At 43.8% G+C, this 24,834-nt stretch carries 21 protein-coding genes; 9 read left to right on the top strand and 12 right to left on the bottom strand.

Translation table 11 applies throughout. From position 1 onward, the window contains the following. Positions 1–46 precede the first annotated feature (46 nt). On the top strand, positions 47–1,093 hold the full coding sequence (locus tag G460_RS0108585; protein WP_026954968.1) for a PorP/SprF family type IX secretion system membrane protein: 1,047 nt from the start codon (positions 47–49) through the stop codon (positions 1,091–1,093). 7 nt (positions 1,094–1,100) lie between these two features. After that, on the top strand, positions 1,101–2,342 hold the full coding sequence (locus G460_RS0108580) for a M48 family metallopeptidase (protein ID WP_026954967.1): 1,242 nt from the start codon (positions 1,101–1,103) through the stop codon (positions 2,340–2,342). Positions 2,343–2,409: 67 nt separating this feature from the next. Here the strand turns inward: G460_RS0108580 and G460_RS0108575 are convergent, their stop codons facing one another. After that, entirely contained in the window at positions 2,410–3,837 is a 1,428-nt protein-coding gene (locus tag G460_RS0108575; RefSeq protein ID WP_026954966.1) for a Gfo/Idh/MocA family protein, read from the bottom strand. A 193-nt stretch (positions 3,838–4,030) separates the two neighbouring features. Here G460_RS0108575 and G460_RS0108570 point away from each other — a divergent pair, with 193 nt between their 5' ends. From G460_RS0108570 to G460_RS0108560, 3 genes are all read left to right on the top strand, one after another. Then, positions 4,031–4,915 (top strand): phytanoyl-CoA dioxygenase family protein, encoded by an 885-nt coding sequence (locus G460_RS0108570; protein WP_026954965.1) that lies wholly within the window; start codon positions 4,031–4,033, stop codon positions 4,913–4,915. A gap of 197 nt (positions 4,916–5,112) precedes the next feature. Beyond that, the gene (locus G460_RS0108565; protein ID WP_026954964.1) at positions 5,113–6,117 is read left to right on the top strand and encodes a ThuA domain-containing protein; all 1,005 of its coding nucleotides are present in this window, start codon (positions 5,113–5,115) and stop codon (positions 6,115–6,117) included. A gap of 37 nt (positions 6,118–6,154) precedes the next feature. Then, positions 6,155–7,006, top strand: a complete 852-nt coding sequence (locus G460_RS0108560) for a sugar phosphate isomerase/epimerase family protein (RefSeq protein ID WP_026954963.1) — start codon at positions 6,155–6,157, stop codon at positions 7,004–7,006. 61 nt (positions 7,007–7,067) lie between these two features. Here G460_RS0108560 and G460_RS0108555 read toward each other — a convergent pair whose 3' ends face one another. Next, a complete protein-coding gene (locus G460_RS0108555) occupies positions 7,068–7,793 on the bottom strand; it encodes a TlpA family protein disulfide reductase (RefSeq protein ID WP_026954962.1) in 726 nt (241 codons plus the stop codon). Between the two features lie 193 nt (positions 7,794–7,986). Here G460_RS0108555 and G460_RS0108550 point away from each other — a divergent pair, with 193 nt between their 5' ends. Further along, positions 7,987–8,445 (top strand): COG2426 family protein, encoded by a 459-nt coding sequence (locus G460_RS0108550; RefSeq protein ID WP_026954961.1) that lies wholly within the window; start codon positions 7,987–7,989, stop codon positions 8,443–8,445. A gap of 38 nt (positions 8,446–8,483) precedes the next feature. Here the strand turns inward: G460_RS0108550 and G460_RS0108545 are convergent, their stop codons facing one another. Further along, entirely contained in the window at positions 8,484–9,173 is a 690-nt protein-coding gene (locus G460_RS0108545) for a LytR/AlgR family response regulator transcription factor (protein WP_026954960.1), read from the bottom strand. Continuing rightward, positions 9,170–10,204, bottom strand: coding sequence for a sensor histidine kinase (locus G460_RS0108540; RefSeq protein WP_026954959.1), 1,035 nt, complete (start codon positions 10,202–10,204; stop codon positions 9,170–9,172). The genes G460_RS0108545 and G460_RS0108540 overlap by 4 nt, the downstream gene beginning before the upstream one ends. 185 nt (positions 10,205–10,389) lie before the next feature. Here G460_RS0108540 and G460_RS0108535 point away from each other — a divergent pair, with 185 nt between their 5' ends. Beyond that, positions 10,390–12,759, top strand: a complete 2,370-nt coding sequence (locus G460_RS0108535; protein ID WP_026954958.1) for a TonB-dependent receptor — start codon at positions 10,390–10,392, stop codon at positions 12,757–12,759. A gap of 130 nt (positions 12,760–12,889) precedes the next feature. Here the strand turns inward: G460_RS0108535 and G460_RS0108530 are convergent, their stop codons facing one another. The 5 genes from G460_RS0108530 to G460_RS0108505 form a co-directional block, all read right to left on the bottom strand. Then, entirely contained in the window at positions 12,890–15,085 is a 2,196-nt protein-coding gene (locus G460_RS0108530) for a PepSY domain-containing protein (RefSeq protein WP_026954957.1), read from the bottom strand. Positions 15,086–15,090: 5 nt separating this feature from the next. Next, positions 15,091–15,573: a DUF2271 domain-containing protein gene (locus G460_RS0108525; protein ID WP_026954956.1), complete on the bottom strand. Its 483-nt coding sequence runs from the start codon at positions 15,571–15,573 to the stop codon at positions 15,091–15,093. A gap of 6 nt (positions 15,574–15,579) precedes the next feature. Next, the gene (locus G460_RS0108520) at positions 15,580–17,085 is read right to left on the bottom strand and encodes an ankyrin repeat domain-containing protein (protein ID WP_026954955.1); all 1,506 of its coding nucleotides are present in this window, start codon (positions 17,083–17,085) and stop codon (positions 15,580–15,582) included. 85 nt (positions 17,086–17,170) lie between these two features. After that, positions 17,171–18,382: a DUF4374 domain-containing protein gene (locus G460_RS0108510; protein ID WP_026954954.1), complete on the bottom strand. Its 1,212-nt coding sequence runs from the start codon at positions 18,380–18,382 to the stop codon at positions 17,171–17,173. 14 nt (positions 18,383–18,396) lie between these two features. Further along, positions 18,397–20,796 (bottom strand): TonB-dependent receptor, encoded by a 2,400-nt coding sequence (locus G460_RS0108505; protein WP_026954953.1) that lies wholly within the window; start codon positions 20,794–20,796, stop codon positions 18,397–18,399. Between the two features lie 132 nt (positions 20,797–20,928). Between G460_RS0108505 and G460_RS22640 the strand changes: the two genes are divergently transcribed. After that, a complete protein-coding gene (locus G460_RS22640) occupies positions 20,929–21,909 on the top strand; it encodes a helix-turn-helix transcriptional regulator (protein WP_026954952.1) in 981 nt (326 codons plus the stop codon). A 5-nt stretch (positions 21,910–21,914) separates the two neighbouring features. Here the strand turns inward: G460_RS22640 and G460_RS0108495 are convergent, their stop codons facing one another. From G460_RS0108495 to G460_RS0108485, 3 genes are read right to left on the bottom strand one after another with little or no spacing between them, the layout of a single operon-like run. Further along, positions 21,915–22,370: a MarR family winged helix-turn-helix transcriptional regulator gene (locus tag G460_RS0108495; protein WP_026954951.1), complete on the bottom strand. Its 456-nt coding sequence runs from the start codon at positions 22,368–22,370 to the stop codon at positions 21,915–21,917. Next, a complete protein-coding gene (locus G460_RS0108490) occupies positions 22,363–22,848 on the bottom strand; it encodes a glutathione peroxidase (RefSeq protein WP_026954950.1) in 486 nt (161 codons plus the stop codon). Before G460_RS0108490 ends, G460_RS0108495 begins: the two co-directional genes overlap by 8 nt. A gap of 1 nt (position 22,849) precedes the next feature. Beyond that, positions 22,850–23,275, bottom strand: coding sequence for a DoxX family protein (locus G460_RS0108485; protein WP_026954949.1), 426 nt, complete (start codon positions 23,273–23,275; stop codon positions 22,850–22,852). A 167-nt stretch (positions 23,276–23,442) separates the two neighbouring features. On the opposite strand from G460_RS0108485, the gene G460_RS21665 reads away from it, so the two are divergent. Next, complete coding sequence (locus tag G460_RS21665; protein WP_051315979.1) at positions 23,443–24,834, top strand: sulfatase family protein; 1,392 nt, start codon at positions 23,443–23,445, stop codon at positions 24,832–24,834.

The following is a 24,834-nucleotide window of genomic DNA, read 5'->3' as shown; positions in this document are numbered from 1 at the left end:
AATCGTTTTAGTAGCGGATTGAATAATCAAATAAACGAACAATTTCTTGTTACGGTCTTCGCTGTCTCTTGTTTTTTTTGGGTTGCTGGCATTTTTGTCGAGTACTGTTGCCTATGCCCAAGACCCACAATATAGCCAATATTACGCAGCCCCCCTGTATCTCAACCCAGCGATGGCAGGAGGTGAATTGACAGGACGTGTTGGATTCAACTATCGCAACCAATGGCCGAGTATAGATGCGCAGTTTACCACCTTTTCGGCCTATTATGATACTTACCTTCCAGATTACAATGCAGGGGTTGGGATTCATGTGATGCAGGATACTGAGGGAGCAGCGAAATTGAGATCGACTTCGGTCTCGGGAATTTTTTCGTATGAATTGAAATTGGGAGAAAACTCTTATTTCAGGCCTGGTTTTCAGGCCACTTACATCAGAAGACAAATTGGCTTTTACGAAAATTTGGTCTTTGCCAATCAAATCAATCCCAATGATCCTTTCGGGCCGACACTTCCGGGTACAGATATTCCGGGGTTGGGAGATCCAGTCAGTATGCTTTCCCTTTCGGTAGGCGGATTGTTTTTTACCGAAAATCTTTGGGTTGGCCTAGCTGCCCATCATGTCAATGAGCCTAATCAGTCATTCATCGATGGGATCAGTCCTTTGCCGGCCAAGTTCTCTCTACATGGGGGATATCGAATCGATTTGGGAGAAGGCTCTTACAGGGGTGATTTTACCCATACCCGCAGACAGCGATCTATCACACCTACCTTCAACTACAAGCGGCAAGGTCCTTTTGAGCAGTTGGACTTGGGAGCTTATTTTTATGTGGAGCCGATTGTGTTCGGACTTTGGTACAGAGGTGTGCCTTATAAGCCAGTCAATAACCAAAGTAACCGGGATGCGATCGTGATGATGGTCGGAGTCAATCTGTTGAGTGGCTTGAATATCGGTTATAGCTTTGACTACACAGTTTCCCAACTTGGCATTCAGTCTGGAGGTGCACATGAGTTGAGTCTATCTTGGACACTTCCCAATAAATATCAAGGCAAACCTTCCAGAAGAGACACGATCTTGCCTTGTCCTAAATTCTAAAACCTAGATGAGTCCTGAATTTTTGAAATACCTTCTGCTCGGCGTAGTGGTATTTGGATTTGTATTTGGAAAAATCCTGAGTTTCCGTAACGTTAGACGTCCGGTGCCAATGATTCCAAAGACGCTGGAAGGACATTTGGATCGAGAAAAACTACTGGAATCCAAGGCTTATCAACAAGAGAATTTTCGTTTTGGATTGGTCTCTGGAGCCCTGTCATTTCTTGTCAGCTTGATGATGATTTACATGGGCTGGTTTGGAAGTCTTGATGCATGGGTGGGCGACTTGGTAGCAAAGCCTATGATTCAATCCCTCTTATTTTTTGGGGTGATCATGGTCGCCTCGGACCTTTTGAGTCTTCCTTTTGAATATTATTCCACATTTGTGATCGAGGAAAAATACGGATTCAACAAAACGACTATTGGAGTATTTATCGGAGATAAAGTCAAAGGGTTGCTCCTGACTGTCCTTATCGGCGGAGGGCTACTTTGGTTGTTTTTATGGCTGATTGGTCAGATGGGACAGGATTTTTGGTGGATATTTTGGCTTGTTGCTGCTGGTTTGATGGTGTTGGTCAACTTCTTCTATACCTCTTGGATCTTGCCGCTATTCAATAAACTGACGCCTTTGGAAGAAGGAGAATTGAGGGCGAAAATCATGGAGTATGCTGATTCTGTTGCTTTTCCGTTGGACAATATATTTGTGATGGATGGAAGCAAAAGGTCTGCGAAAGCCAATGCGTTTTTCTCGGGATTTGGGAAGAAGAAAAAAGTCGTTCTTTTTGATACGTTGATTGAGCAGCATTCTCAGGAAGAATTAGTAGCTGTATTGGCTCATGAGGTAGGGCACTTCAAGAAAAAACACATCGTCTGGAGTATGCTCAGCTCTGTTGTCCAGATTGGGCTGATTCTTTTTGTGCTTTCGCGATTTATCTATAGCGAAAATATGAGCTTGGCTTTGGGGGCGGCGGAGTGGTCTATCCAGTTGAACTTGATTGCGTTTACACTCCTGTTTTCTCCGATTTCAATGGTGATCGGGATAGGGATGAACGTGATAAGTCGAAAAAATGAATTTCAGGCAGATGCATTTGCCAAGGAAACGTACTCCGGAAAACCTTTGGCAGAGGCACTCAAAACTCTATCTGTCAAAACACTCCGCTCGATCAATCCTGATCCAGCCTATGTGTTTGTCAATTATTCCCATCCACCTTTGCTGGATAGGTTGGAACGATTGGAAAATAGTGATCAGTAGTCAATGATCAGTTTACAGAATTTCTGCCGACTGATCATTGACCATTGTGTTTTTTTTAGTCCGCGACTTATAATTTGTAATATTCCTCCCAGCCCTTTCTAGGTGGCATTCCTGCCAATACCTGATTTGCCAAAGGATTGTTGGTGATTTGCTTGGTTTCCCGATCAAATTCCAGTTTTTGTCCAGTCCACTGAGCCATCACGCCTAGACAGAATACCTGCGATAGAGGTCCTGCTATTTCAAAAGGCGATCTTGTTTTCTCCTCACCTTTGCAAGCGTTCAGGAAGTTTGCAAAGTGATTGGACGGGCTTTCCGGTACTTCTGGAAGCATGGATTCCATTTCTTTTGCTTTTTCCTCAGGGATGATGGTCAGAGTACTTCCATGGGAACCGCCCTTGAAAGTCAGATCTTTGCCATAAATGATCTTTCCCGGGTTGAGTTTTGCAGGCTGTACTTGTCCTTGATTAGTTGCAGGAATATTCGGATCGACTTCCGAAACTCCATAACCTGCCGGCACCGGAGGGACATTGTCCACACCGTCATACCATGATAAGGTCAGGGCAGGCATGTCGCCTCTTTCCGGGAATTTGAATTCCAAGGTGGTGGACATGGGATAAAAGAAGGCATTATGTCCTTTGAGCAAAGTAGGGTTGACTTCATACGGAAGACCCAAGTCCAAGAACTCATGAACAGTATCCATCGTGTGGGCTCCCCAGTCTCCCAAAGCTCCCATTCCGAAGTCGTACCAGCATCTCCACTGGCCGTTGTGGTAATCTTTGTTAAAGGCATGAGGCTCGGCCTGCGCAGTCCATACATCCCAGTCTAACGTGGAGGGGATAGGTTCGGCGGCTGGGTAAGAAGAAATATTCGTGTCCCATCCATGCCATCTTCGAGGATTGTTCATGTGCGCAGTTACTGCATGAACATCCTTGATAATTCCTGCTTCTTTCCATGCTTTAAATTGGAAATAATTGGCTTCCGAATGCCCTTGATTTCCCATCTGAGTAGCCAGATTAGGATATTTTTTAGCCGCTTGGATCATCAATTCCACTTCCTGGAATGTTCTGGCCATGGGCTTTTCTACATAGACATGTTTTCCAGATTTCAATCCCATCATGGTGACGGGGAAGTGGGAAAAATCCGGAGTTGCTACACTGATGGCTTCAAATTCATTTCCCATTTTGTCAAACATGACCCGGAAGTCCTGAAACTGCTTGGCATTGGGAAACATCTTGATGATTTCGACTGTCTGGGGAGCTCCCATATCGACATCGCAGAGAGCGACAATATTACAAAGGCCGGTTTCGGCCAATGCTTTGATGATTTGATTTCCTCGGTTGCCTATACCGACACAGGCCAGATTGACCTTGTCAGAAGGGGCGACATAGCCCATGGATTTCCCCATTACTTGGGGCGAAATCACCGAAAGACCTGAAAGTCCCAAGGCGGCCGTCGCGGAGGTTTTTAGAAAATTTCTTCTATTAGTAGTATGCATTGCTAGGGTATTTGGTAGGTATGATTCCCAACCCACAGAGGGTCTATTCTAATTTCAATCTACTGATCATTTTTTAGAGTACAGTCAGTAGCTGATAAATTTTCAACGGAAAGCATTTCGGCTCTCAAATTCCACAAGGCGGATAGTTACCCTCTATATTTTCCTTATCTTTTTGCGATTCAATCGACCCAAAATGAAAGATCTAGCCTCCTATCATCATCCCATCACCGACTTGTTTGCTCGGCCACAAACTGCCTCAGACTGGGAAAAATACAAGCTCAGTAAAGAGCAGATTGATTTTTTTCATGAGAATGGGTATGTGGCTGGGATTCAATTGCTGAATGAAAAGCAGATTGAAGTTTTGAAAAATGCTTTGGATGAAGTCATGGACCCAAAGCATCCGCTGAATCATCTTTTCCATGAATTCCACAGTAATGAATCAGGAGATCCGGATAAGATTCTGTTTCACTCATTGGGACATTGGCGTATCGCTGAGGCCTTTCACGATGCGATTTGGAATCCTGCATTTCGGATGGTCGCCTCTCAATTGCTGGGAGACCGCCCCGTGAGATTTTGGCATGATCAGCTCTTTTGCAAGCCTGCTTATCATGGCGGAAACGTGGCTTGGCATCAGGATTATTCCTATTGGACCAGGACGATAGAGATACAGCATTTGACTTGCTGGTGTGGCTTGGATGATGCAACGGAGGAAAATGGCTGCCTTCACTATGTGCCAGGCTCGCATCGGTGGGGATTGCTTGACAAACCTGCTTTGGCTGGTGAAATGGATGGCTTAAAAGCGATGCTGAATGAAGAACAAAAAGCTGAATTTAAACCTGTTGCAATTCCATTGAAAGCCGGATATGCCGCATTTCATCATCCCTTGCTGGTGCATGGGAGCTTTGCAAATTATTCTGAAAAATCCCGAAAAGCCTTTGTGTTGAATGTGTTTGCTGATGGGACTATTTCCAATTCGGATGAAGCACTATTACAAGGTGTACCGGTGATTGCCAAAGGTGAAAAAATGGAGGGGAAGTTCTTTCCCTTGATTTTTGATCCGAGTGAATTGAAAGATTAGAATCAGATTTTGTCAAGGTGACTCGAAGCCTATTTGAGAGGATGCTTTTTTTATTTCAATCTCAATAGAAACTAATTCGAAATGGCCTACTCTCAATTTCTAATTCTAAACTCTCTTTAAATTGACATAAAAAAATTGCTCTCAAAATAGAATCACCTATTTTAGGGCTTCTGTACTAAATTTATGAATAAGACCCCATGAAACGATTTTCTTTTTCTTTGCTTCTCCTCTTTTTGATGTCCTGTGCCTACTCCCAAAATGGCAAAACTTTCCTTCAATTCGAAGGCGGGGAAGGTCCTGGAAATGGAAAGCATATAGTTCTTGTAGCAGGAGATGATGAATACCGCTCCGAAGAATCCATGCCTATGCTGGCCAAAATGCTGGCTGAACATCATGGCTTCAAGACGACAGTGCTCTTTCCCATTGAACCTACGTCAGGTGACGTAGTCCCTAATTTTCAAAACAATATCCCCGGTTTGGAGCATCTGGCATCGGCAGATTTGATGATTATGCTGATTCGCTTTCGAGAGCTTCCAGACGAGCAGAGCCGCTATATTGAAGATTTTCTAAAAGCCGGCAAGCCTATCATCGGCCTCAGAACTTCCACACATGCTTTTGCTTACCAGAAAGATAAAGACTCGCCATATGCGAAGTGGACATGGAATGGCACCGAAGAGGGTTGGGAAAAAGGATTTGGTAAACGGATTTTTGGAGAGACCTGGATCAATCACCACGGAATTCATGGAAAAGAAGGCACTCGGGCGATGGTCAATGGTGTCTTGCAGATGAACGATCACCCTTTGCTACGAGGAGTTGATAATATTTGGGTTCCTGAAGATGTGTACGGAATCAAAGGCTTGCCAGAAGATGCGGAAGTATTGCTCTATGGACAATCTACTGCAGGAATGGATGACCAGGCTCCGTTGATTTGGGAAAAATCACTCATGCCAATCGCCTGGACCAAACCCTATCAGATAGAAGGAGGGAAGCAGGGAACCGCTTTTGCTTCTACAATGGGTTCTTCATTGGGCTTTCAGAGTGAAGATCTGCGAAGAATGGTGCTCAATGCTTCTTTTTGGCTTTTGGGAATGGAAGGTGAAATCAATCCAGAGCTGAATGTCAGCATTGTCGGAAAGTATGAGCCTACTATGTTTGGCTTTGATACATTTAGAAAAGGAATGAAAGTGGGAGATTTTAAATAGACTATAGGCCGTAGTCTATCGACTAACAACTTGAAGTATGAACAAAATAGGATTTAATGTGCTGGCATGGTCAGCAGAGATGTCAGAGTCATTATTGCCCATCCTGGATCGATTGAAAGAGATCGGCTATGACGGAGCTGAATTTTTTGTCGGAGGATCTCCAGAGGAATCTTTCAAACTAGTGGGGAAGCACTGTGCGGATATTGGTTTGGAAGTGACGACTGTAACTGTTTTAAGTCCCGAGGAAAACCCGATTTCTCCAGATGCAGCAGTAAGAGAAAAATCGAAAGAAAGACTTCGCTGGGTTTTGGATAGAGCAGCTGATTTGAATTCGCAGGTGCTCTGTGGGCCTTTCCATTCGGCTTTTGCGACTTTTGCTTCGCGTGCTCCGATGGAGGATGAATACAATTGGTCTGCGGAAGTTTTGCATGAAATGGGAGACTATGCTCAGAAGTTGGGAATTCTGCTTACTCCAGAAGCCTTGAATCGATTTGAATGCTATTTGGCCAATACCATGGAGCAGTTGGATTACTTACTGACCAAAGTCAATCATCCCAATGTGCAGGCGATGTTTGATACCCATCATGCCAATATGGAGGAGAAAAAACTGGGTTCTGCGATAGAGTTGATCGCGCCTAAATTGGGTCATTTCCATATTTCTGAAAACGATCGAGGCACTCCAGGTTCCGGGCATGTGAATTTTGATGAGGCCTTTGCCACTTTGAAAAAAGTAGGCTATTCCGGTTGGTTGACGATCGAAGGTTTTACCCGTAATGATCCGGCTTTTGCCAATTCGATCGGGGTGTGGAGGGACTTTTCCGAGCCTTGGGATATGGCTGAAAACGGGTATAAACTCATCCGAGAAAAAGGGGAGAAGTATGGGTTATAAATTAATTGCCTGAGGTTTTAACTTCGGGCAATTTGATTCTCCTTAATTTTTTTAGGTCAATTTACTTACTCTTAATAATCGATTTGATTTGATCCATTTGATCTCTTCCTATGTACTCTACCACTTTTTGATCAGGTCCGATCAAGATGGTGGTGGGGAAGCTACTTACGTGGTATTTGGCGGCAAAACCCTGACCATTTGCTACTAGCTCGATTTTGTCAGAGAAATAACCCAACTCCTTTTCTAGATTTTCTTCAGTATCAATGGAGCAAAGGACTGTAGTGAGCTTTGCAGACCTAGGGATGGATTCGATTTCTTTTGCAAAAGTGCTATAGCGATCCATATCCATGTGTGCAGTGTAGAAGTCAAAGCGAATCAAAACCCACTTTCCTTTTAAATCTTCAGAAGCGATCTCCTTTCCCTCTATCGACGTAAAGACAAACTCAGGCATCACTTGTCCAATTTGGGGCTGTTTGGAAGCGTCTCTTTTTGAAAAATTGGTAGTAGGCGCATCTGGGTGATACAGGAATTTATCAGTTATTCCATATTTGTTATAGAAGCGCTCTAATTGGATTTCAGGGTTTTCTTGAAGCATTTTCGAAAAACCCTCCATAGAAATGGCCTCTCCTGTGTTGGCGTTAAAGAGTTTGCCATCTAGATTATACCGCTCCGTCATTGCCACACGGTGTGTTTTCACGGTAGTTTGAGATTCCTCTATAAGGCTTGAATCTTTGGAGCAGGCAGCAGTCATCCAGAGAAGTCCGATAAAAAAGAAGGGGTATTTCATAAAGTTTCAATCTAAAAGATTAGGCTAAACTAAGCATGTTACTGAGTTGGGCAAACTTTGCTCCACAAATGATGATTATAGGTGCGGTTTTCTTTTTTGAGACATGTGTATCTAGAAGAATCAAACTAGTTTATTTGGAATGTACTTTTTCAAATCGAAACTGATTACTTTTGCACGTTCTAATTAGTTGCACATGTTTTTGGATTTACTAAAGGCGATGCTATGGAGTATTTCTCCTTTGGGTGAAGCAAAGGTGGGAATCCCCTATGCATTATTGAATGGAGTGGAGATTTACCTGGTTCTCGTGGGATGTTTTTTAGCCAATATTTTGGTGTTTCCGATCATGAATTTTTTTATGGATGTCATCAATCGCTATTTTTTGAAATGGTACTACTATAAAAAGGCAGCGATTTTTGTAGGAAGAAGAGCCAAAGAAGGAGCTGGAAAAAATGTGAAAAAATATGGGTTTTGGGGCTTGATGGTGTTTGTGGCTATGCCAATTCCCGGAACAGGTGTGTATGCCGGAACGATCGCTGGATATCTCTTTGGATTAGATCGTAAAAAGGCCTTTTTCGCCAATGCTATCGGAATTCTAATTTCCTGTCTGATTGTCTGGGGCACGACTCTGGCCGCGATGAAAGGGTTTAAGTAGTTCGTTTTTAAAGACAGGCGACTTAGGTTTGTCAGTTGTTAGGATAAAAATTTGGCCATAAAATCTTCCTTGTAAGCTCTGCCAATCGGGATGCTGTTGCCGTCTCGAAGGACGATTTGACTACCCGTGACTTTTTCTATTTGATGCACGTTGACTACGTAAGATTTATGCACACGGAAGAAATCCCAGCCTTCGAGAAGTTCGATCCACTTTTTCAAAGGCTCTGAAGAAAGATGCTTTTTCCCCTGAAGGTAAATTTCGCAGTAGTCCCCATCCGCAGCGAGAAAAAGTATGTCTTCAAATGCAATTCGGATATGCTCATACCCGATTTTGATGAAATGCTCCCGTCGGGCAGGGAGGTCGGCTATCGACGGTTCGGTTTTTGAGGAGCGAACTTTGGAGACAGCTTTCAAAAATCTCTCAAAGGAGAAGGGCTTGAGAAGATAGTCCACCACATCTAGTTCATATCCATCGAGTGCATATTCAGAATAGGCGGTCGTAAGAATGACCTGGGGTCTTTTTTGGAGGGTTTTTAGGAAAGAAATTCCGCTTAGCTTCGGTAGATTGATGTCCAAAAAAATTAGCTCGATCTCATTTTCCTGAAGGTATGTCAGCGCTTTGGTAGGATCACTGAAAACTTCCAGAAGCTGCAATGTCCCTTGATCCTCGATGTATTTGCGGAGGATGCGCTGTGCAGGCGGCTGATCTTCTATGATGATGCAGTTCATGAGGTGTGCAGCTGGATTTGGAGAGATACTTTATACTCGTTTATCGTCTGATCGATCGTCAATTGATGGCGGTCTGGGTATAAGAGTTCTAAGCGTTTTTTCACATTTTCTAGACCAATGCCATGGGATTTGCTTTCCGGAAAATCATTGGCTTCGAAGTTATTGGTGCAGGTAAACGAAAGCATTCCCTTTTCATCCATGACTATGGAAACTCCAATCGAAATCTGCTCTGATTGCCCGGATTGGCTGTGTTTAAAGGCGTTTTCTACAAAAACATTGAGAATCAAAGGAGCGATTTTATATGAGTCACTGATGTTTTTGGTTTCTAGTTTTACAGCACCTCTATCTTCAATTTGAAGCTCGTAGAGTTGAATGAAATTCCTTAAATGTTCCACTTCCTTTAGCAGTGGTACATAGGCTTCACGGCATTCGTAAAGCATGTAGCGCAAAACACCACTTAGCCCCAAAATGATCTCGGGAGTTTTGGGAGATTGCTCCACAGAGTAGGAGTAGAGGTTGTTCAGGTTGTTGAATAGGAAATGCGGGTTGATCTGGGAGTTGAGAAAGGACAGTTCGCTCTCTTTGACGACGAGTTTGAGTTCGTCGATCTCTCGCTGTCGGTGGATGGAATCCCATGCAAATTTGACCCCTGTCAAAGCCCCCAATACAGATAAAACCTCACCCAAACTGAGTATGGCGCCTTGAAACGTAGAGCCACGCGTCGTGGGATAGAAGATTTTTTCCAAGACAAACTCCTCGATCAAAATCACAGCGATTACTATCAGAAAACAATAAATGCCAAACTCCCAATAGCGTTTCCTGTAGAGGAATTTGGGTAAAAGTACGTAACTGATGAGAAGGTTGGCGCAGACATAGTTGGCAAAAAACACAAGCTGAAACCATTCCAGCTCATATACCATCTGACCTTCCTCATGATCTATGATCACAAAATGAAAAACCATCAGATGGAGAATGATCTGAAACGTCCATTCCTGTCTGTTTGTCTTTTTGCTAGTGGTGAGTGAATCCATAGATCCAAAGTAGATGATTGGGTTGCCTATTTTCTAATCGTGTCGTTGAACAGCGATTTTTTCCTGTCAAACAACCACCCAAAGCTTCATTTGTTGTTTGTCGGGAAAGTCCGGTCGTTCATCGATTATATTTTTTAAGGTAGGCATTCTTCCTCAATTTTGGGTCAAATACAAAAATCAACGACATGAGACTCCCCCTGTTTTTTATTCTGTTTTTTTCACTTGGCCTGAGTCAGGTTTTGGCACAAAGCGTGGAAATCACCGGAACTGTAATAGACGCCAAATCGAAAGCTCCAATAGAATTTGCCACGGTGAAGCTGCTGGACAATACAAACGATCAGATGCTTGCCGGCACCACTACCCAAGCGGATGGTACACTTCTTTTGGCTACAGAAAGTAGAAATTTCAGTGTAGAGATCAGTTTCATGGGCTTTATTACCCAGACGTTCTCTGATCTGACGATCCAAAACAATCGTGTGGATCTAGGTACGATTGCATTGGCAGAGGACTCCAAGCTGATGGATGAAGTAGTCGTGCAGGGCGCAAAATCCACGACGGAGTTTCAGCTGGATAAGCGTGTGTTCAATGTGGGGCAAGATCTTAGTAGTACAGGAGCGAGCGCTCTGGATGTACTCAACAATATTCCCTCTGTCAATGTCAATATAGAAGGTCAGATCTTGCTAAGAGGCACTGGCGGGGTGCAGGTTTTGATCAACGGAAAACCCTCGGTACTCACAAGTGACGGCGGAAATGCCCTTGGCACGGTAACTGCCGATATGATCGAGCGAGTAGAGGTGATCACCAATCCATCTGCCAAATACAATGCTGAAGGTACTTCCGGTATCATCAATATTGTGTTGAAAAAAGACGAGAAAAGAGGTGTGAACGGTTCGGTGACATTGAATACCGGTGTGCCAAATAACCATAGCTTGGGTTTTAGCCTCAATAAAAGAACTGACAAGTTTAATATTTTCAGCCAGCTGGGAGTAGGGTATAGAACAATGCCTGAGGATTTTGAAACCCTAAATCGAAATCTGATCGATGGAAGCTCCGTGCAGAGCTTTGGCGAAGCAGATAAAAATGAGAAGTTTTTTAACCTGATTCTTGGTTCCGATTATTACATCAACGATAGAAATGTAATCACACTCTCCGGGAACTATGCTTTTGAAGGAGAAACGGAAAATGCCATGACAGATTTTAGTTCATTCAATGGAATGAATACGATGCTAGCTGGCTGGACGCGTGAGGAATCCACCAAAGCCACGAATCCAAAATGGCAATATGAATTGCAGTACAAAAGTGATTTTTCTGATACAGAAGACCATTTCTTATTGATCAGTGCCATCGGTAGTTCCTTTGCCAAGGATCAGTCCTCAGAGTTTGAAAATCTACCAACTTTTGGAGAAGGTGCAGAGACTGAGCGACAGCTTGCAGATAATGATTTCAGCCAGGCAGAATATACCTTTCAGGCGGATTATACCAGGCCATTTGGAGAGAAATTCACCTTGGAGACTGGTGGGCAATATTTCATCAATGAGGTCAAAAATAATTATTCCATTGCTGACTTCGAAGATGGAGCTTGGGTAGTGATCCCTAACTTGACCAATGATTTCTATTATTCCCAGAAGGTGTTGGGACTTTATGGTACCGGTGCCTATGAGGGTGAAAAGTTTGGTTTGAAATTGGGCCTGAGATTGGAAAATACCGATCTACAGACGGAGCTAGAGCAGACGGGAGAGGAAAATAATCAAAACTTCACTAATCTTTTTCCTACGGCTCATGCTTCCTACAAGGTGGCCAAAAACTTCTCTCTGCAAGGTGGGTATTCCAGAAGGATATCGAGACCGAGGTTCTTTGACTTGAATCCATTCACCAATATTCGAAATACTTACAATGTGAGTACCGGTAATCCAGATCTTCTGCCTGAATACACGGATAGCTATGAGATTACGGCGATTTTTGACCATGCATTATTTTCACTGAGCGGCTCCTTGTACCATCGCTACATTACGCAGACAGTGGAGGATGTGACCATAGCCGAAAATGGTATCAATATCACCAAACCGATGAATATCGGAACCAATAATGTGACTGGCCTGGAAATGAACGGGAAACTGACTCCGAATGACTGGTGGTCACTGAATGCAGATTTCAACTTTAACTATTTTGATCGGACGGGTACCTATGAAGCCACACCATTTGGGTTCACCTCCAATCAGTGGTCCAGCCGACTGACCAACAAATTTGAATTACCGGCAGATTTTACTTTGGAAGTCGTCGGTGCTTATCAGTCGTCTTTCCAGACTTTCCAGCGGACCAACAAAGGCTATGTGATGGCTGATATTGGAGTCAGAAAGAAAATCGTGAAAGGAAAAGCCATTGTCAATCTTAGTGTGAGAGATGTGTTCGCATCCAGAATCAATGAGAGCGATGTGTATTCAGCTGATTTCTCCCAGTATAGCTATCGCCAAAGAGGTCGCTTTGTGACCTTGGGTATCAGCTATGGATTTGGAAAGGGAGAAGCGATGGAATTTAGCGGATCCAAAAGATTTTAATAACCAATCCAACCAAAGTGAAATCCGAAAAGGCGAAAGTCTTTTCGGATTTTTTATTTTCAATTAGTGTTGAGCCTATAGAAAGGAGCGACCTTATTAAGTTCCACTCTTCAATTTTTTAGATATGCTCTCAATAACAATCCACCAGCACTTGTCCTTTGGCTTTGAAATGGGATAGCCCTTTCTTATGGTGAGCCAGACAGATCTCGTCCAGTTTAGCTTCGACGTTCCGCTGCATGGCCAGTGATCCGCAAATCATCACTACGCCATCCTCAGCGAGCAGCTGAGCAAAAAACTCCGAATCCCGCTGGATGAGGTCCATCACATAAGGGTGTGTATAGGATTCCTGTCGGGAAAATGCCCAATGAGAAAGATGATTGGAACTCTTAGGCTGAAAGGCTGAGATTTGACGGGTGTAACGTTGTGTCATAGTGGTTTCAGTGCGGAAACCAACATAAAGATGTTTGCTGCTTCCATTTTGCTGTATCATCCCCAAGAATGGAGCGATACCCGTTCCATTGGCGATCATGGCGACAGACTTGGCTTTTTTTGGTAAATGAAAAGACTGATTAGCGATAATCCGTGCTTTGACTTGATCACCTACTTCCAGATTATTTAAAAATCCAGAACCAAAACCTCCCGGGTGCAATTTCACTACCAGTTGGATTTTACCTTTGCATTTCCCAATTGAGTATAGTCTTTCCCGCTCATCATTGGCTGGATAGATAGCGAGGAGATCACCCGATGTGAATTTTGCAATTCCATTTACTTTCAAAGTCAGCAGGAAAGTTTGATCACTTTCTTCGAAGACTTTCTCCACCACTTTCAATGTTTTCAACTTCGTTGGTTTTGCTGCATAGACCGCTGGAGTGGTGGCAAGCGTGAACCCGCTTTGATGGTTAAAAGCTTTGACCCAGTCGGTAAATTCCACAGCATTTTTGTCATTGACAGTATGCAATGATACAGCTTGCTGAAACCAAGGAAGTTCGGTCATGGTACGATCTACTTCCACAGCAAAAGCACAATAATCTGGATAAGATTTAGAACCAAAACCGATGACTGAAAACTGCGTGTCTTTGGGTTGCTGGGTTTGATGTATCAGCGCAAGCAATTTGCTGGCATTGGCAGGCGCTTCTCCTTGTCCATGCGTAGCGGTGAAAACCAAGATCTGATTGGCTTTGTGAAAATGCTGATAGGCATTGCCCTCACAGAGATAGGAAGCTGTGCCATTGGCCAACAATTGTCTGTGGATGGCACTGGCAAATCCCAGCGTGCTGCCATTTTCTGTTCCTACGATCAAGACGATTTCCGCTTGATCAGGCGTGATGATGTTTTTGATTTTGGTACGGGTTCTTTTCCTCCAGATGACAATTCCCGAGTAGATAAAGTACAGGATATTTGCCGAAGCCAGTGTCAGGATCAGGACCCAAACCCAGCTCGTTTTACCGGTATGAAGTACCAGATTGAGTTCTTTCAGCTGAGCGATCGTAGGAGTATCCACGTTTTGGATGACAGCTCCAGAAAATTGATTGATCAGCTGTTGTGAATTTTTAGAGGTCAGTTTGAAAAATTCATTGGGATCCGGCGCAAAGGGAAATTCCACTTTTTGCAGATCCGAAAGATAAATTTCTTGAAATGCTGGGAACTCCTCGGGGTCAAGGAATTCGCTTTCTTCTTCGGAGATTTCTTCCGGAAATTCCAGCATGGGAGTAGCCGGAAAAATATTGAATCCATCCAGAAACAGGTAGGTGCCGCTCAGTGCCAAAACCAAAATCGGCACCAGGGTCCACCGTCCCAATTCTACATGGTAGTATTGATGCTTGCCTTCTTTGGGAATTTTGGAGAAAAAATGAATAATACCATTTTGCCGCTGAATCACCAGAAAAATACCGGAAATGGCTATCATAATCAACAATAAAGCCCCTGCTCCGATCATCAGCCGACCGGTGCTTTTGAGGAAAAGGGATCGGTGAAATGCCGTTACCCATTGGATAAAACTGCTTTCCTGAACTGGCTCACCCAAAATTTCTCCAGTGGAAGGATCCACGTATGCTGCAAGTTCGTTCCATTCCGCATCCAAACCTTTGACAAGAACTCGCTCTCCATTTTCAACAGAAATCTCTGTGATTTCAGGAAAAGCCTCGCGGAAAACCGGCAAGGCCTCCGCGAGGGTAATCTGATCCAGATGATCACTTTGAATGGCATCCAGTCTGGAAAGTGCCGCATCGATTCCGAGAATGATTCCCGTCAGCGAAGCGATCAAAATAAATGTACTGGCCAATAGAGCAAGGACTAAATGCGCCCATCTCCAAAGTGAAAGAGTCATCTGTTTTACTTTACTTTTATAAACCTGACAAAGCGGATGTATCCTTTCCCATCGTTTTGCTGGGCCAGAGCCTGACTGCTCAGCGGGATTTCCACATCGTCAAAGTAATATTTATTGTTTTCGACTGCCGACTCAAAGCGTAACTTGTAGCCTTTGTCTATTTTGGAAGCATCCAAGTCCAAGGTGACGATAGATCGACCTCCGCCTGAAACGGACGCTCCAGTGACCCCGTCAATTTGAGAGGGCTGCTGAAGATAGAATTCATTCCATTTCTCTAAGGTCTCGTACCACTTCTCGTCATCACCGAGCACCTGCAAGGTTTTTTCATAGTCGCCTTGTGGATTGATCAGTGAGATGGTGATATAGGCTCCTTCGCCCACATAATTGGACATCTGAACCAGGCATTTGTACTTGCTGACCTGCGCAAAAGCCGAATAGGTGAAAAGCCCCAAAATGACTCCGACTAGCAGGAGTTTACTCAATTTCATACTTGCTTACTTTAGGAATTCTACAGAAATCTGATTTCGGTTCAATTGCTCATTTTCCTTCGCCAAAGAATAAGCAGTTTCCTCAAAATCAGTGGCAATGGACTTGTCTGCGCCCAAAGAAACGAGGTACTTCAAAGTCTTGTCGTCAGATGAAACCAACGCAGCTTTGTGAAGAGCCGTCATGCCTTCCTGATTGACTGCATTGATCGCAATGCCTTCATTTTCCAGCGTTTTCAGCACACCTAGATTGTTTTTCTCAGCCAATAAGTGATACAGCGTGTTGCGATCCGGTAGAGCTGCAGTCAGATCTAATCCGCTGTTTTTCAATGTGGTCATCTTGGCACTGAAGTCATGAATCGCTTGCTGGGGATTGCCTCCTCGACCTCTTCCGCCTGTACGGAATGACTCAGCCAAGTAATAAATCAGGGAATTGCCTTCCGCATCTTTGACCTGTGCATCTGCTCCGTGAGCCAAAAGGAAAGAAACCACCTCGGCGCTGGAACCCTGCACCGCTGCGATCAATGGAGTCACACCTTCCTTATTTGCTGCATTGATGTCTTTTACGCTAGGGAAAAGTAAGGTCACTGTTTCCAGATCTTTGGCACCAGCGGCATTGAGGAAAGGAGTGTTTCCATCCTGGTCCACATTGCTCGCATCCACACCTTTGGCAAGGTAGAATTTTACCGTTTCAGTCTGATTTTGCTTTTTGGTCACGAGGTTCAGCAGGTTTTCGCCTTCTTCCGTTTTCACTTGAGGAGAAAGGCCAAGTTCATCGACAAGGTATTTGTGAACCTCCACGGTAGTGTATGTTCTGTAAGTTCCCTTGGCAGCTTTAATCAGTGCACGATCATCGTACTTGGCACCTCTGGCTGCCAAAGCTTTTAGGATTTCTACATCACCGGATTGCGCTGCATAGTTGAAAGCAGTATTTCCCTCATTGTCCACTGCATTGATAGAAGCGCCTTTGGAAATGAAATAGTCCGTCAGCGTCAAATCTTTGTCATACAGAATGGAAATCAACAAAATAGTCGCATCCAGTTTCTCTGGATAAGTGGCATTGACATCCACACCATGCTTGAGAAATACCTCAGCCAAAGGCACGGTCAAGTTGCCTTGGAATCCTGCAAAAGTAAATGCGGTGTGATTGTTGGCATCCAAATACTCGATCGGCGAACCTTTTTCCAGTAGATAATCTGTTGCTTCGGCATTGCCACTATTGGCAGCCAGATGAATGTATATTCGACCTTCGTGGAGTTTTCTGGTCAAGTCTACATCTGGCTGATCAGCCAGGAATTTCACCACTTCGATCGGAGCTTCATTGGATACAGCGAGGGCAAGTGGATCATCTGATCCAACTACCTGAGCATAGCTGAATCCTTTGTTCCATTCAGATTTCACCTGGTCTAAGCTAGGATGGTCCTGCCAGAATTCTCTGGTCACAAGAGGACTTTCCTGCGCAAAAGCACCGGTCCACAATCCTGCGGCCAATGCGAGAGTAAGGAGTTTTTTCATTGTTTTTTAGAAGAAAAAAGGACAATCCCAAAGGAAGCAATTGGGATTCCAGCAGGATTGTCCTAGGAGGTTGGATGAGAATATTTTAATAAGTCAGTTTGGCAAGACCACCCACATCAGTCGCGCCTTGGATTTCGATACCTTTGGTAGCTACTGCTGTCACTGGGTCGATCACATAAACAAATGGATTGGCATCAGTAGTGACGATAGGAATAAATACTTTTTCGTCAGCAGAGAATGGCCATCCTGGAGTGCTGGCGATGGTTTCGGTAGCCGGCAAACCTGTCACCCATGCAAAAGACTGAGTCTCCACATTGACGATACCATATTTGTAAGCGGGTGAATTGGTAGTAGCTTCGATGTCGTTGTAAAACTCCAACAAGAAGTATTTACCCGTCACATGCCATACTTTTCTGAAGGAATGTCCTTCAGCTTTGTCCTCGATATTGAAATAGTAAGAACCGTCAAAATCGTTTGATCCCTTATTGATTTTCAAAGCACCACCTTTGGTCTCTCCGTCCAATGGATTACCAAACACATAGGTATTCCCTTCGTCATCATTTTCGATCAAAGAATATCTTGCAGATCTAAAGCGACCGTAACCGGAACCGATTCTATCATCCGTAATCACTCGAAGCACATTGAGATCTCTGTCCAGCTGTACGATTTGAACTTCATCTACATTGCCATCGGTGACATCAAGCGCAGAGTAGAAAGTGCCGTCTCCGTGATCAGCTACGCCTACAGGCTGTGATTCCAAGCCTTCACCAGCTAGACCGAGGGTAGTCAATTGCTTAGCTTCCACTGCTCCGTCAGCTTCCAAATCCATGAAGTAGAAGTTGGCGCCGACAGTCTCGTCAGCAAACGTTCTGTTTCCTCGAGCAAGAATCAGGTAATTTTCGAAGGGGCCCATGGAAGAGAAGCCATGTGTCAACTGGAAACCTGCACCGATTTCGCTAAGTGCACCAGTTTCGTCCAAGCCCCAAATACGACCTACAGTAGGATCACCCTGTCTGTAAGAAAATGCCATCACGGCTTCGGTACCATTGTAGGCATAGTGAGAGTAAGATACTGGATCCTCGATCCCGTTACCTATCGTGGTGGTGGTACCTGTGGTCAAGTCGTCTACTGCGATGTTATAGGTTCCGTTGTCATTTTCAGCAGCGATGAAGTATTTCGCTTCTGTTTCATCTACAGGTGGAACCGGATCTGGGGTAGGGTCATCGTCTGAGCAGCTTGCAAATGCAATAGCAGCAAGCGGCAGGCAAAATTTCCAAAGTCTAAGGTTGGTTTTCATCGTGTTTATAAAATTTAGATTTGAGATTTAGTTTGTCTGGTGTTGAAATAATAGCGCAGTTTGACGCTGATGCTTCTTCCCGGTTTTTGCAGGCTGAAGTTGTCGTAAAGTCTAGCATTGGACAGGTTAAGTCCTTCTAAGCTGATGTTGTATCTGCCATTTTTGATGGCATAGGTCATGATAAAGTCATGATAAAGCTGCCGGTCCAAAGTGGCTTTGGTACTCTGGGTTCCTTGGCTTTCCCAGAGGAGATAAAACTCTCCTACAAAGTTGAAGGTGTAGTTCAAGGATAGGACATTGCCTTTTCCTCCTAAGTCATGGATGTAGTAGGCTCCATCGACATTTCCGAAGAAATAAGGCGTATTTGGCATACGGTTGTTGTAGGTAGCGTCGATGACAGTGGACTGCGCATCACGGTATTTTTCTTTGTTTCTCAAGTCCATGTAGGTGACAGTAGCACCAATCATTGCTTTGTTTTTCAAATAATAGCGACCTTCTACATCCACGCCGATGTTGCGTACCCGACCGAAGTTGACATTGCTGATCGTACCGTATCGAGCATCCTGAACTTGCTGGATATAATCTTTGGTCAGTCGATAGTAGCCACTCACATCCAGGTATAGCGTGTTTCCATTTTTCAACTGACGATTGAGCGTAGTGCCGAGATTGAAGTTGGTGGAGTTTTCTGGACGTAGTGAGCTATTGCCTGCGGTGAGGAGTTCGTCTCCAAAGATTTCGTTGGCGTTTGGTAGGCGCAATGCCCGCTCAATAGAAGCTTTGAACTGGTAGTCTTTGTAGAATCTCGTGGTGGCGACACCATAGCCTGTGGTTTGGAAATCAGCTGCCAGCTCAGCGTATTTTGAGGTATTGGTAGTCGTAGTGTCTCTAGGTCCTACTACATGTTGGTAATAGTGCTTGCCAAAAACATTGAGATTCCAGTCATGACTAGGTCGATAGACATAGGCCGCTCCAAATACGTTTTTGGTATTCGCTCTACGCATGGTGTCGGCAGGGGAGGAAATATCATCCATCGGTACGCTGGAATCCAGTTTTCTTTCGTAGCCTGTCAAGACATCATTTAGTGAAATAGAGTGATGGTCGCTGATCCTGTATGAAATGTTAGCTGTGCTGGAATAGTTTTCATCCTGAAAATCTGAAAGTGTATTGGTGCCACTTTCACCTCTCATATTGCTTTCCATAAACTCTCCGTACCAATTGTACACTCGGGAAGCCGTATCCACATTGTGGTTGGAGTTGATATTGTAGTTTCCGGTAAACCTAACAGTCAGACCTTTAGTGCCTAAGTCGCGCTTGTAGTACTCTACTGACGGAAGTAAGGTCTTGGAAGATCGGGTGCGCTCTCCATATACGATGGAGAGAGTAGAGGCATTTTGGATATCTGCTTCCAATTCTCCTGCCGTAAGTCCAAAAAGAAATCGGTCGGCCCATTTGGTATTGACAAAACCTACTTTGGCCATCACCGTTTGGTTCGAATATTTGTCATGAAATCTTTTGACATAATAGTCTCCGCGGATATAGCCTCCAGTCGAGATGTCGAGCATGCGGTCCAGGTAGACTTCGTAGTTATTATCAGAGTAGTTTTTGAAAGCATTCAACTGCACAGTAAACCCACTTTTAGCTGTGTAACCAGCACTGATGTTTGCCCGGTGTGTATTAAATGAGCCGTAGGAATAGGATGCATCCAGGTAAGTATTTCCAGTTTGGTTGGTCACGATGTTGATCACTCCTCCCATGGCATCGGTACCAAATTCGATAGGAACTACACCTTTGTATATTTCTACCCTTTCAGCTACTCCTACTGGGATATTGTTGAGCTGGAAGGCATTGCCAAAGCCAGCCATGGGCACACCATCCATGAAGATTTTGACATTCCTGCCTGTAAACCCATTGAGTGAAATATTCATTCGGGAGCCGACGCCTCCTGATTCTCTTACTTTGACTCCTGAAGCTCTATTGAGGACGTGACCGAGATCCATGGTGGAATTGTACAGTCCTTTGGTATCCAGAGCGACGACATTGTAGGGCGATTCTCTGACTACCTCGATCTCAGGGGCTCCAGTGACAGTGACTTGCTCCAATTGGGTGTCTTTTGGTAGCAGTTTGATATGAAGCTCTTTTCTTTGGCTTGATTTGATAGATACTGATACAGTTTGAGTAGTGTATCCCAAGCCTCTGAAGGTTAGCTGGTAATTGCCTGGCGAAAGATCCAGTTTGAATCTACCTTCTTCATCGGTCACAGTGCCGATGCTGGTGTTGGTCAGCATGACAGCTATTCCTATGGCAGGTCCGTCTGCTGTGGATACTTTTCCATCTACACCGGACTTTTGATTTTGAGCCCGTGTGGAAATTGATAATCCAATAAAAAAAGCTGTAAAAAGTAGAAATTTCTTCATTGCTCCCCCGGGAAGACCTTTCAAAAAGATCTTGTTTTTATTTAGAATGATTTTAATTAATGTTGCAAAAGTAGCTTTACAGCCAGATCAGGCAGTATCGAAAAAGGAACAAAAAGTATCGAAAAAGGAATTATGTTTATTCAATCTAAATTACTGGAGACAAATGAGACCTTGTTGGATGTAGAACTTTCGTCCACTCAGGAATCCTCAGTGGTGGATTGGAAGGAGGTCAACTATCCTGTCAGTAATGATTTTTTGGACGGTACATTTTCTGCTGCTTACACCGCCGGTTTTTGCATTACCCGCAACCAATTTCATCTTCACCAGACGGTATCCAATCGACTATTTGTTGGGAGGGATTTCATACAGATATCTCTTATGAGCAAAGGCGAGAGTACTTTGAAAACAAAAATTCATGCTAGCAAATCCATTCAGGTCGGACTTCTACAACTGGCGTTTAGACATCAATGCAATCCGACTATCTTTCTGAGACAGGATCAGGAGAGGTATGACTATACAAGGATTTTTATGTCGAGAGCTTATTTTTTGAATTTGCTCGAGTCAGAGGTTTGGTCCAAAGAGTTTGATTTTTTTCAAAAAGTTCTGGCCTGGGATTACGTGCGTTTTGGAGAGTGTGTATTGCCTATAGATGTGAAGACTTTCGAGGTTTTAACAGAAATTTTTGATAATAAAAGTCAGGGGACATTGACTCGGTATTTCTTAGGATACAAATTGAGAGAGTTTTTTCTGATGGTTCATTCTAGGATACAGAGTCAACACATTTCATCTGAACTTCCTCATCAAGATTTGAACAAATTAAAGCAGGCAAAGGCATTTTTGGGGGCTAATTTTTCGAATCCTCCGACTATTCGTCAGCTTTCCAAAGAAGTCTCTTTGAACGAACAAAAACTTAAAACTGGATTTAAAGAAGCATTTGGACAGACGATCAGGTCTTATGTTACCGAATTGCGAATGGATCAGGCGAAAGTCATGCTACGAGAAGGGATTCCAGTCAGTGAGGTGGCTTTGAATTTGGGATACAAAAGTGTCTCACATTTTATAGCTGCTTTCAAAAAGAAATATGGATCTACTCCGAAGCAGATCCATATTTGAATGCGTCACTGGCTTTTTTCTCGCAAAATCCCCATTAGTTTTTTCAACGTCTCCCGGAATGCTATTCCCTCTTCTGGGCTGATGCTTTCATCTTGGAAAGAAGCCATGATTTGGTCAGGAATCACCGCGGCTTTTTCTCTTAGTTCTAGCCCTTCTTGCGTCAGACTGACCAGCACCGAGCGTTCGTCTTTATGAGACCGTGTTCTCTTAATTAGCTTCTTTTGTTCCAATCGCTTCAATAAAGGGGTCAGTGTATTGGACTCTAGGAGGAGTTTGTGTCCGATATCATTGACTGATTGCTCAGGATGTTGCCACAGAACCATCATCACCAGGTATTGAGGATAGGTGATATCCAGCTCGTTGAGATAGGGAGTATAGATTTTGGTGGTCAGTCTCGAAGCTGCATAGAGGGGAAAGCACAGCTGGTTTTCCAAGTATAATTTAGCCAGTTGATCAGGCATCGGCAAGGATTTGTTGGATGTAACTTTCCATTTTCTCCGGGGTGGTTACCGGTGAAAAGCGCTTTACAGGATTTCCATTTTTGTCTATGATAAATTTGGTGAAATTCCACTTGATCTTACTGCCCAAAATCCCGCCTTTTAATTCGGATTTGAGGTATTTGAAAATGGGATGTGCATCCTTGCCATTGACGTCGATTTTGTCAAACATGGGGAAGCTTACGCCATAGTTTACTTGGCAAAACTCCGCGATTTCATCAGAATTACCTGATTCCTGATTAGCAAATTGGTTGCAGGGGAAACCCAAAATCACCAAGCCTTGCTCTTTGTATTTGGAATAGAGTTTTTCTAGACCTTCGTATTGAGGTGTCAATCCACATTTGCTGGCAGTGTTTACTACGATGACTGTTTTTCCTTTAAAATCAGCCATGGAGGCCTCTTTGCCATTTAGTTTTTTTGCTTCAAAATCGTAGAAATTCATATTATTTCTTTTTGTTGAGTAAATACTTTAATGCTCCTGTAGACCATAGTGCCCAAAGAATCAGGACAGGTTGGAAAAAGAGACGGATAAGTCGCTTTTGATCGGTATCGAGCCCAAAGGCATCAATTCCATTCGTGTATTGAGAGATGTTTCCTGGAAAAATCAAAACATAGAAAATAGCCAAAATGATTCCGACTTTGACCTTGTGCTTGGTCAAGAAGATCATGGCTAAGCCCAAGGAAATCTCCACGACTCCAGAAGATAAAACTACAAAATCCATAAATGCAGGGTCGGAGGGAAGCCATCTCGGAACTTGCGCCAGAAATTCTTCCCGCTGAAAAGTCAAATGACCTATGCCTGCTAAAGCCATGAAGGCCCCCAAAATAATCCTAAAAATGGTCTGTATCCAATTGGTTTCTGCTTTCATATCGTTGGCGTTTATATCGTGTACGATACAAATGTAATTTTGTTTTCTTATTTATCAAATTATCGGATTGAAAAGTCTGGAAATCAGCCTTTGTTAAGTTTTGAGGAATCGTCTGTTTGAGCGTTTTTAACTTTTGAGAAAGCCGCTGCTTTTACTTATCTTTTTGCATGACACTCATCTATTCCTTCAGGTTTTTAGTTTTTTTCATGATGCTTTTCTCCCATTTGAGCTTGGCTCAGCAAAGGCCCAATATCATCTTTATTCTCACAGATGATCAGCGTTGGGATGCGTTGGGTTTTGCAGGGAATGACATCATTCTTACTCCTCAGATGGATCAATTGGCTCGTGAGGGGATTTATTTCCAAAATGCCTTTGTGACCACACCGATTTGCGCGGCCAGCCGGGCCAGTATTTTGACAGGGCTATATGAAAGAACCCATGGCTATACATTTGGTCAAACACTGCAAGAAGACTATGCCCAGCAATCTTATCCCGAAGAACTTAAAAAGTATGGCTACAACACGGCTTTCTTTGGGAAGTTTGGGGTCAATTACCCGGGATTTGAGCGTCTCTTTCAAGAGGGAGAAAGCTATGACCGCAACGGACAATTCAAGGATCGAAGAGGGTATTTCTACAAAACCATCGGTGCTGACACTGTTCATTTGACCCAATACACTTCGCATCAGGCGCAGCAGTTTATCCGATCTCAGACAGTCGAAAAACCATTTATGCTTTCCTTGAGTTTTTCGGCTCCTCATGCCCACGATCCGGCTGAGGAGCAGTATTTCTGGTCTGAGTCAGTGGATCATCTGTACCAGAAAGGGAAATTTCCAAAGCCACAAATAGCCAAGGATAAATATTTCGAAGATCTTCCGGAATATGTCAGAAAAGGTGAAAATCGCACCAGATGGCATTGGAGATATGATGATCCGGATAAATATCAGGCGAGTATTAAAGGTTACTATCGGATGATTTCGGAGGTGGATTTGGAGATCGGGAAAATCCGGGAAGTGTTGAAAGAAACAGGGCAGGATCAGAATACGGTGATCATCCTGATGGGAGACAATGGCTATTTTCAGGGGGAAAGACAGTTGGCTGGCAAGTGGCTGATGTATGACAATTCCCTTCGCGTGCCTTTGATTATTTATGATCCACGCCATGTCGGACATAGAACGATCACCAGTTTTGCCTTGAATATCGATATCGCTCCGACGATTTTAGAGTTTGCGGGTGGAATCATGCCAGAATCCTGGCAAGGATTGAGCTTGGCGGATTATGTGATCCATGAAAATCCTGCTTTGGAAAGAAGAGATTTTGTGGTGGAGCATCTTTGGGAGGTGGATATTATTCCTGCAAGCGAGGGGCTAAGAACGGAGGAATGGAAATATTTCCGATATCGGGATGATCCGGAAAGGGAGGAATTATATCATTTGATCCAGGATCCTTTTGAAATCAAAAATTTGGCGGGTCATGCTGATTATTTGGCGATTTTGGAGGAAATGAGGGAATTGTTTAGAAGAAATGCAGCGCTGCTGGAGTCCGCCAGAATTACAGATTAG

The organism is Algoriphagus vanfongensis DSM 17529, from assembly GCF_000429465.1.
Classification (GTDB): domain Bacteria; phylum Bacteroidota; class Bacteroidia; order Cytophagales; family Cyclobacteriaceae; genus Algoriphagus; species Algoriphagus vanfongensis.
Note: the sequence above shows the minus strand (reverse complement) of the source record. Positions and strands in the feature narration are given on the sequence as shown.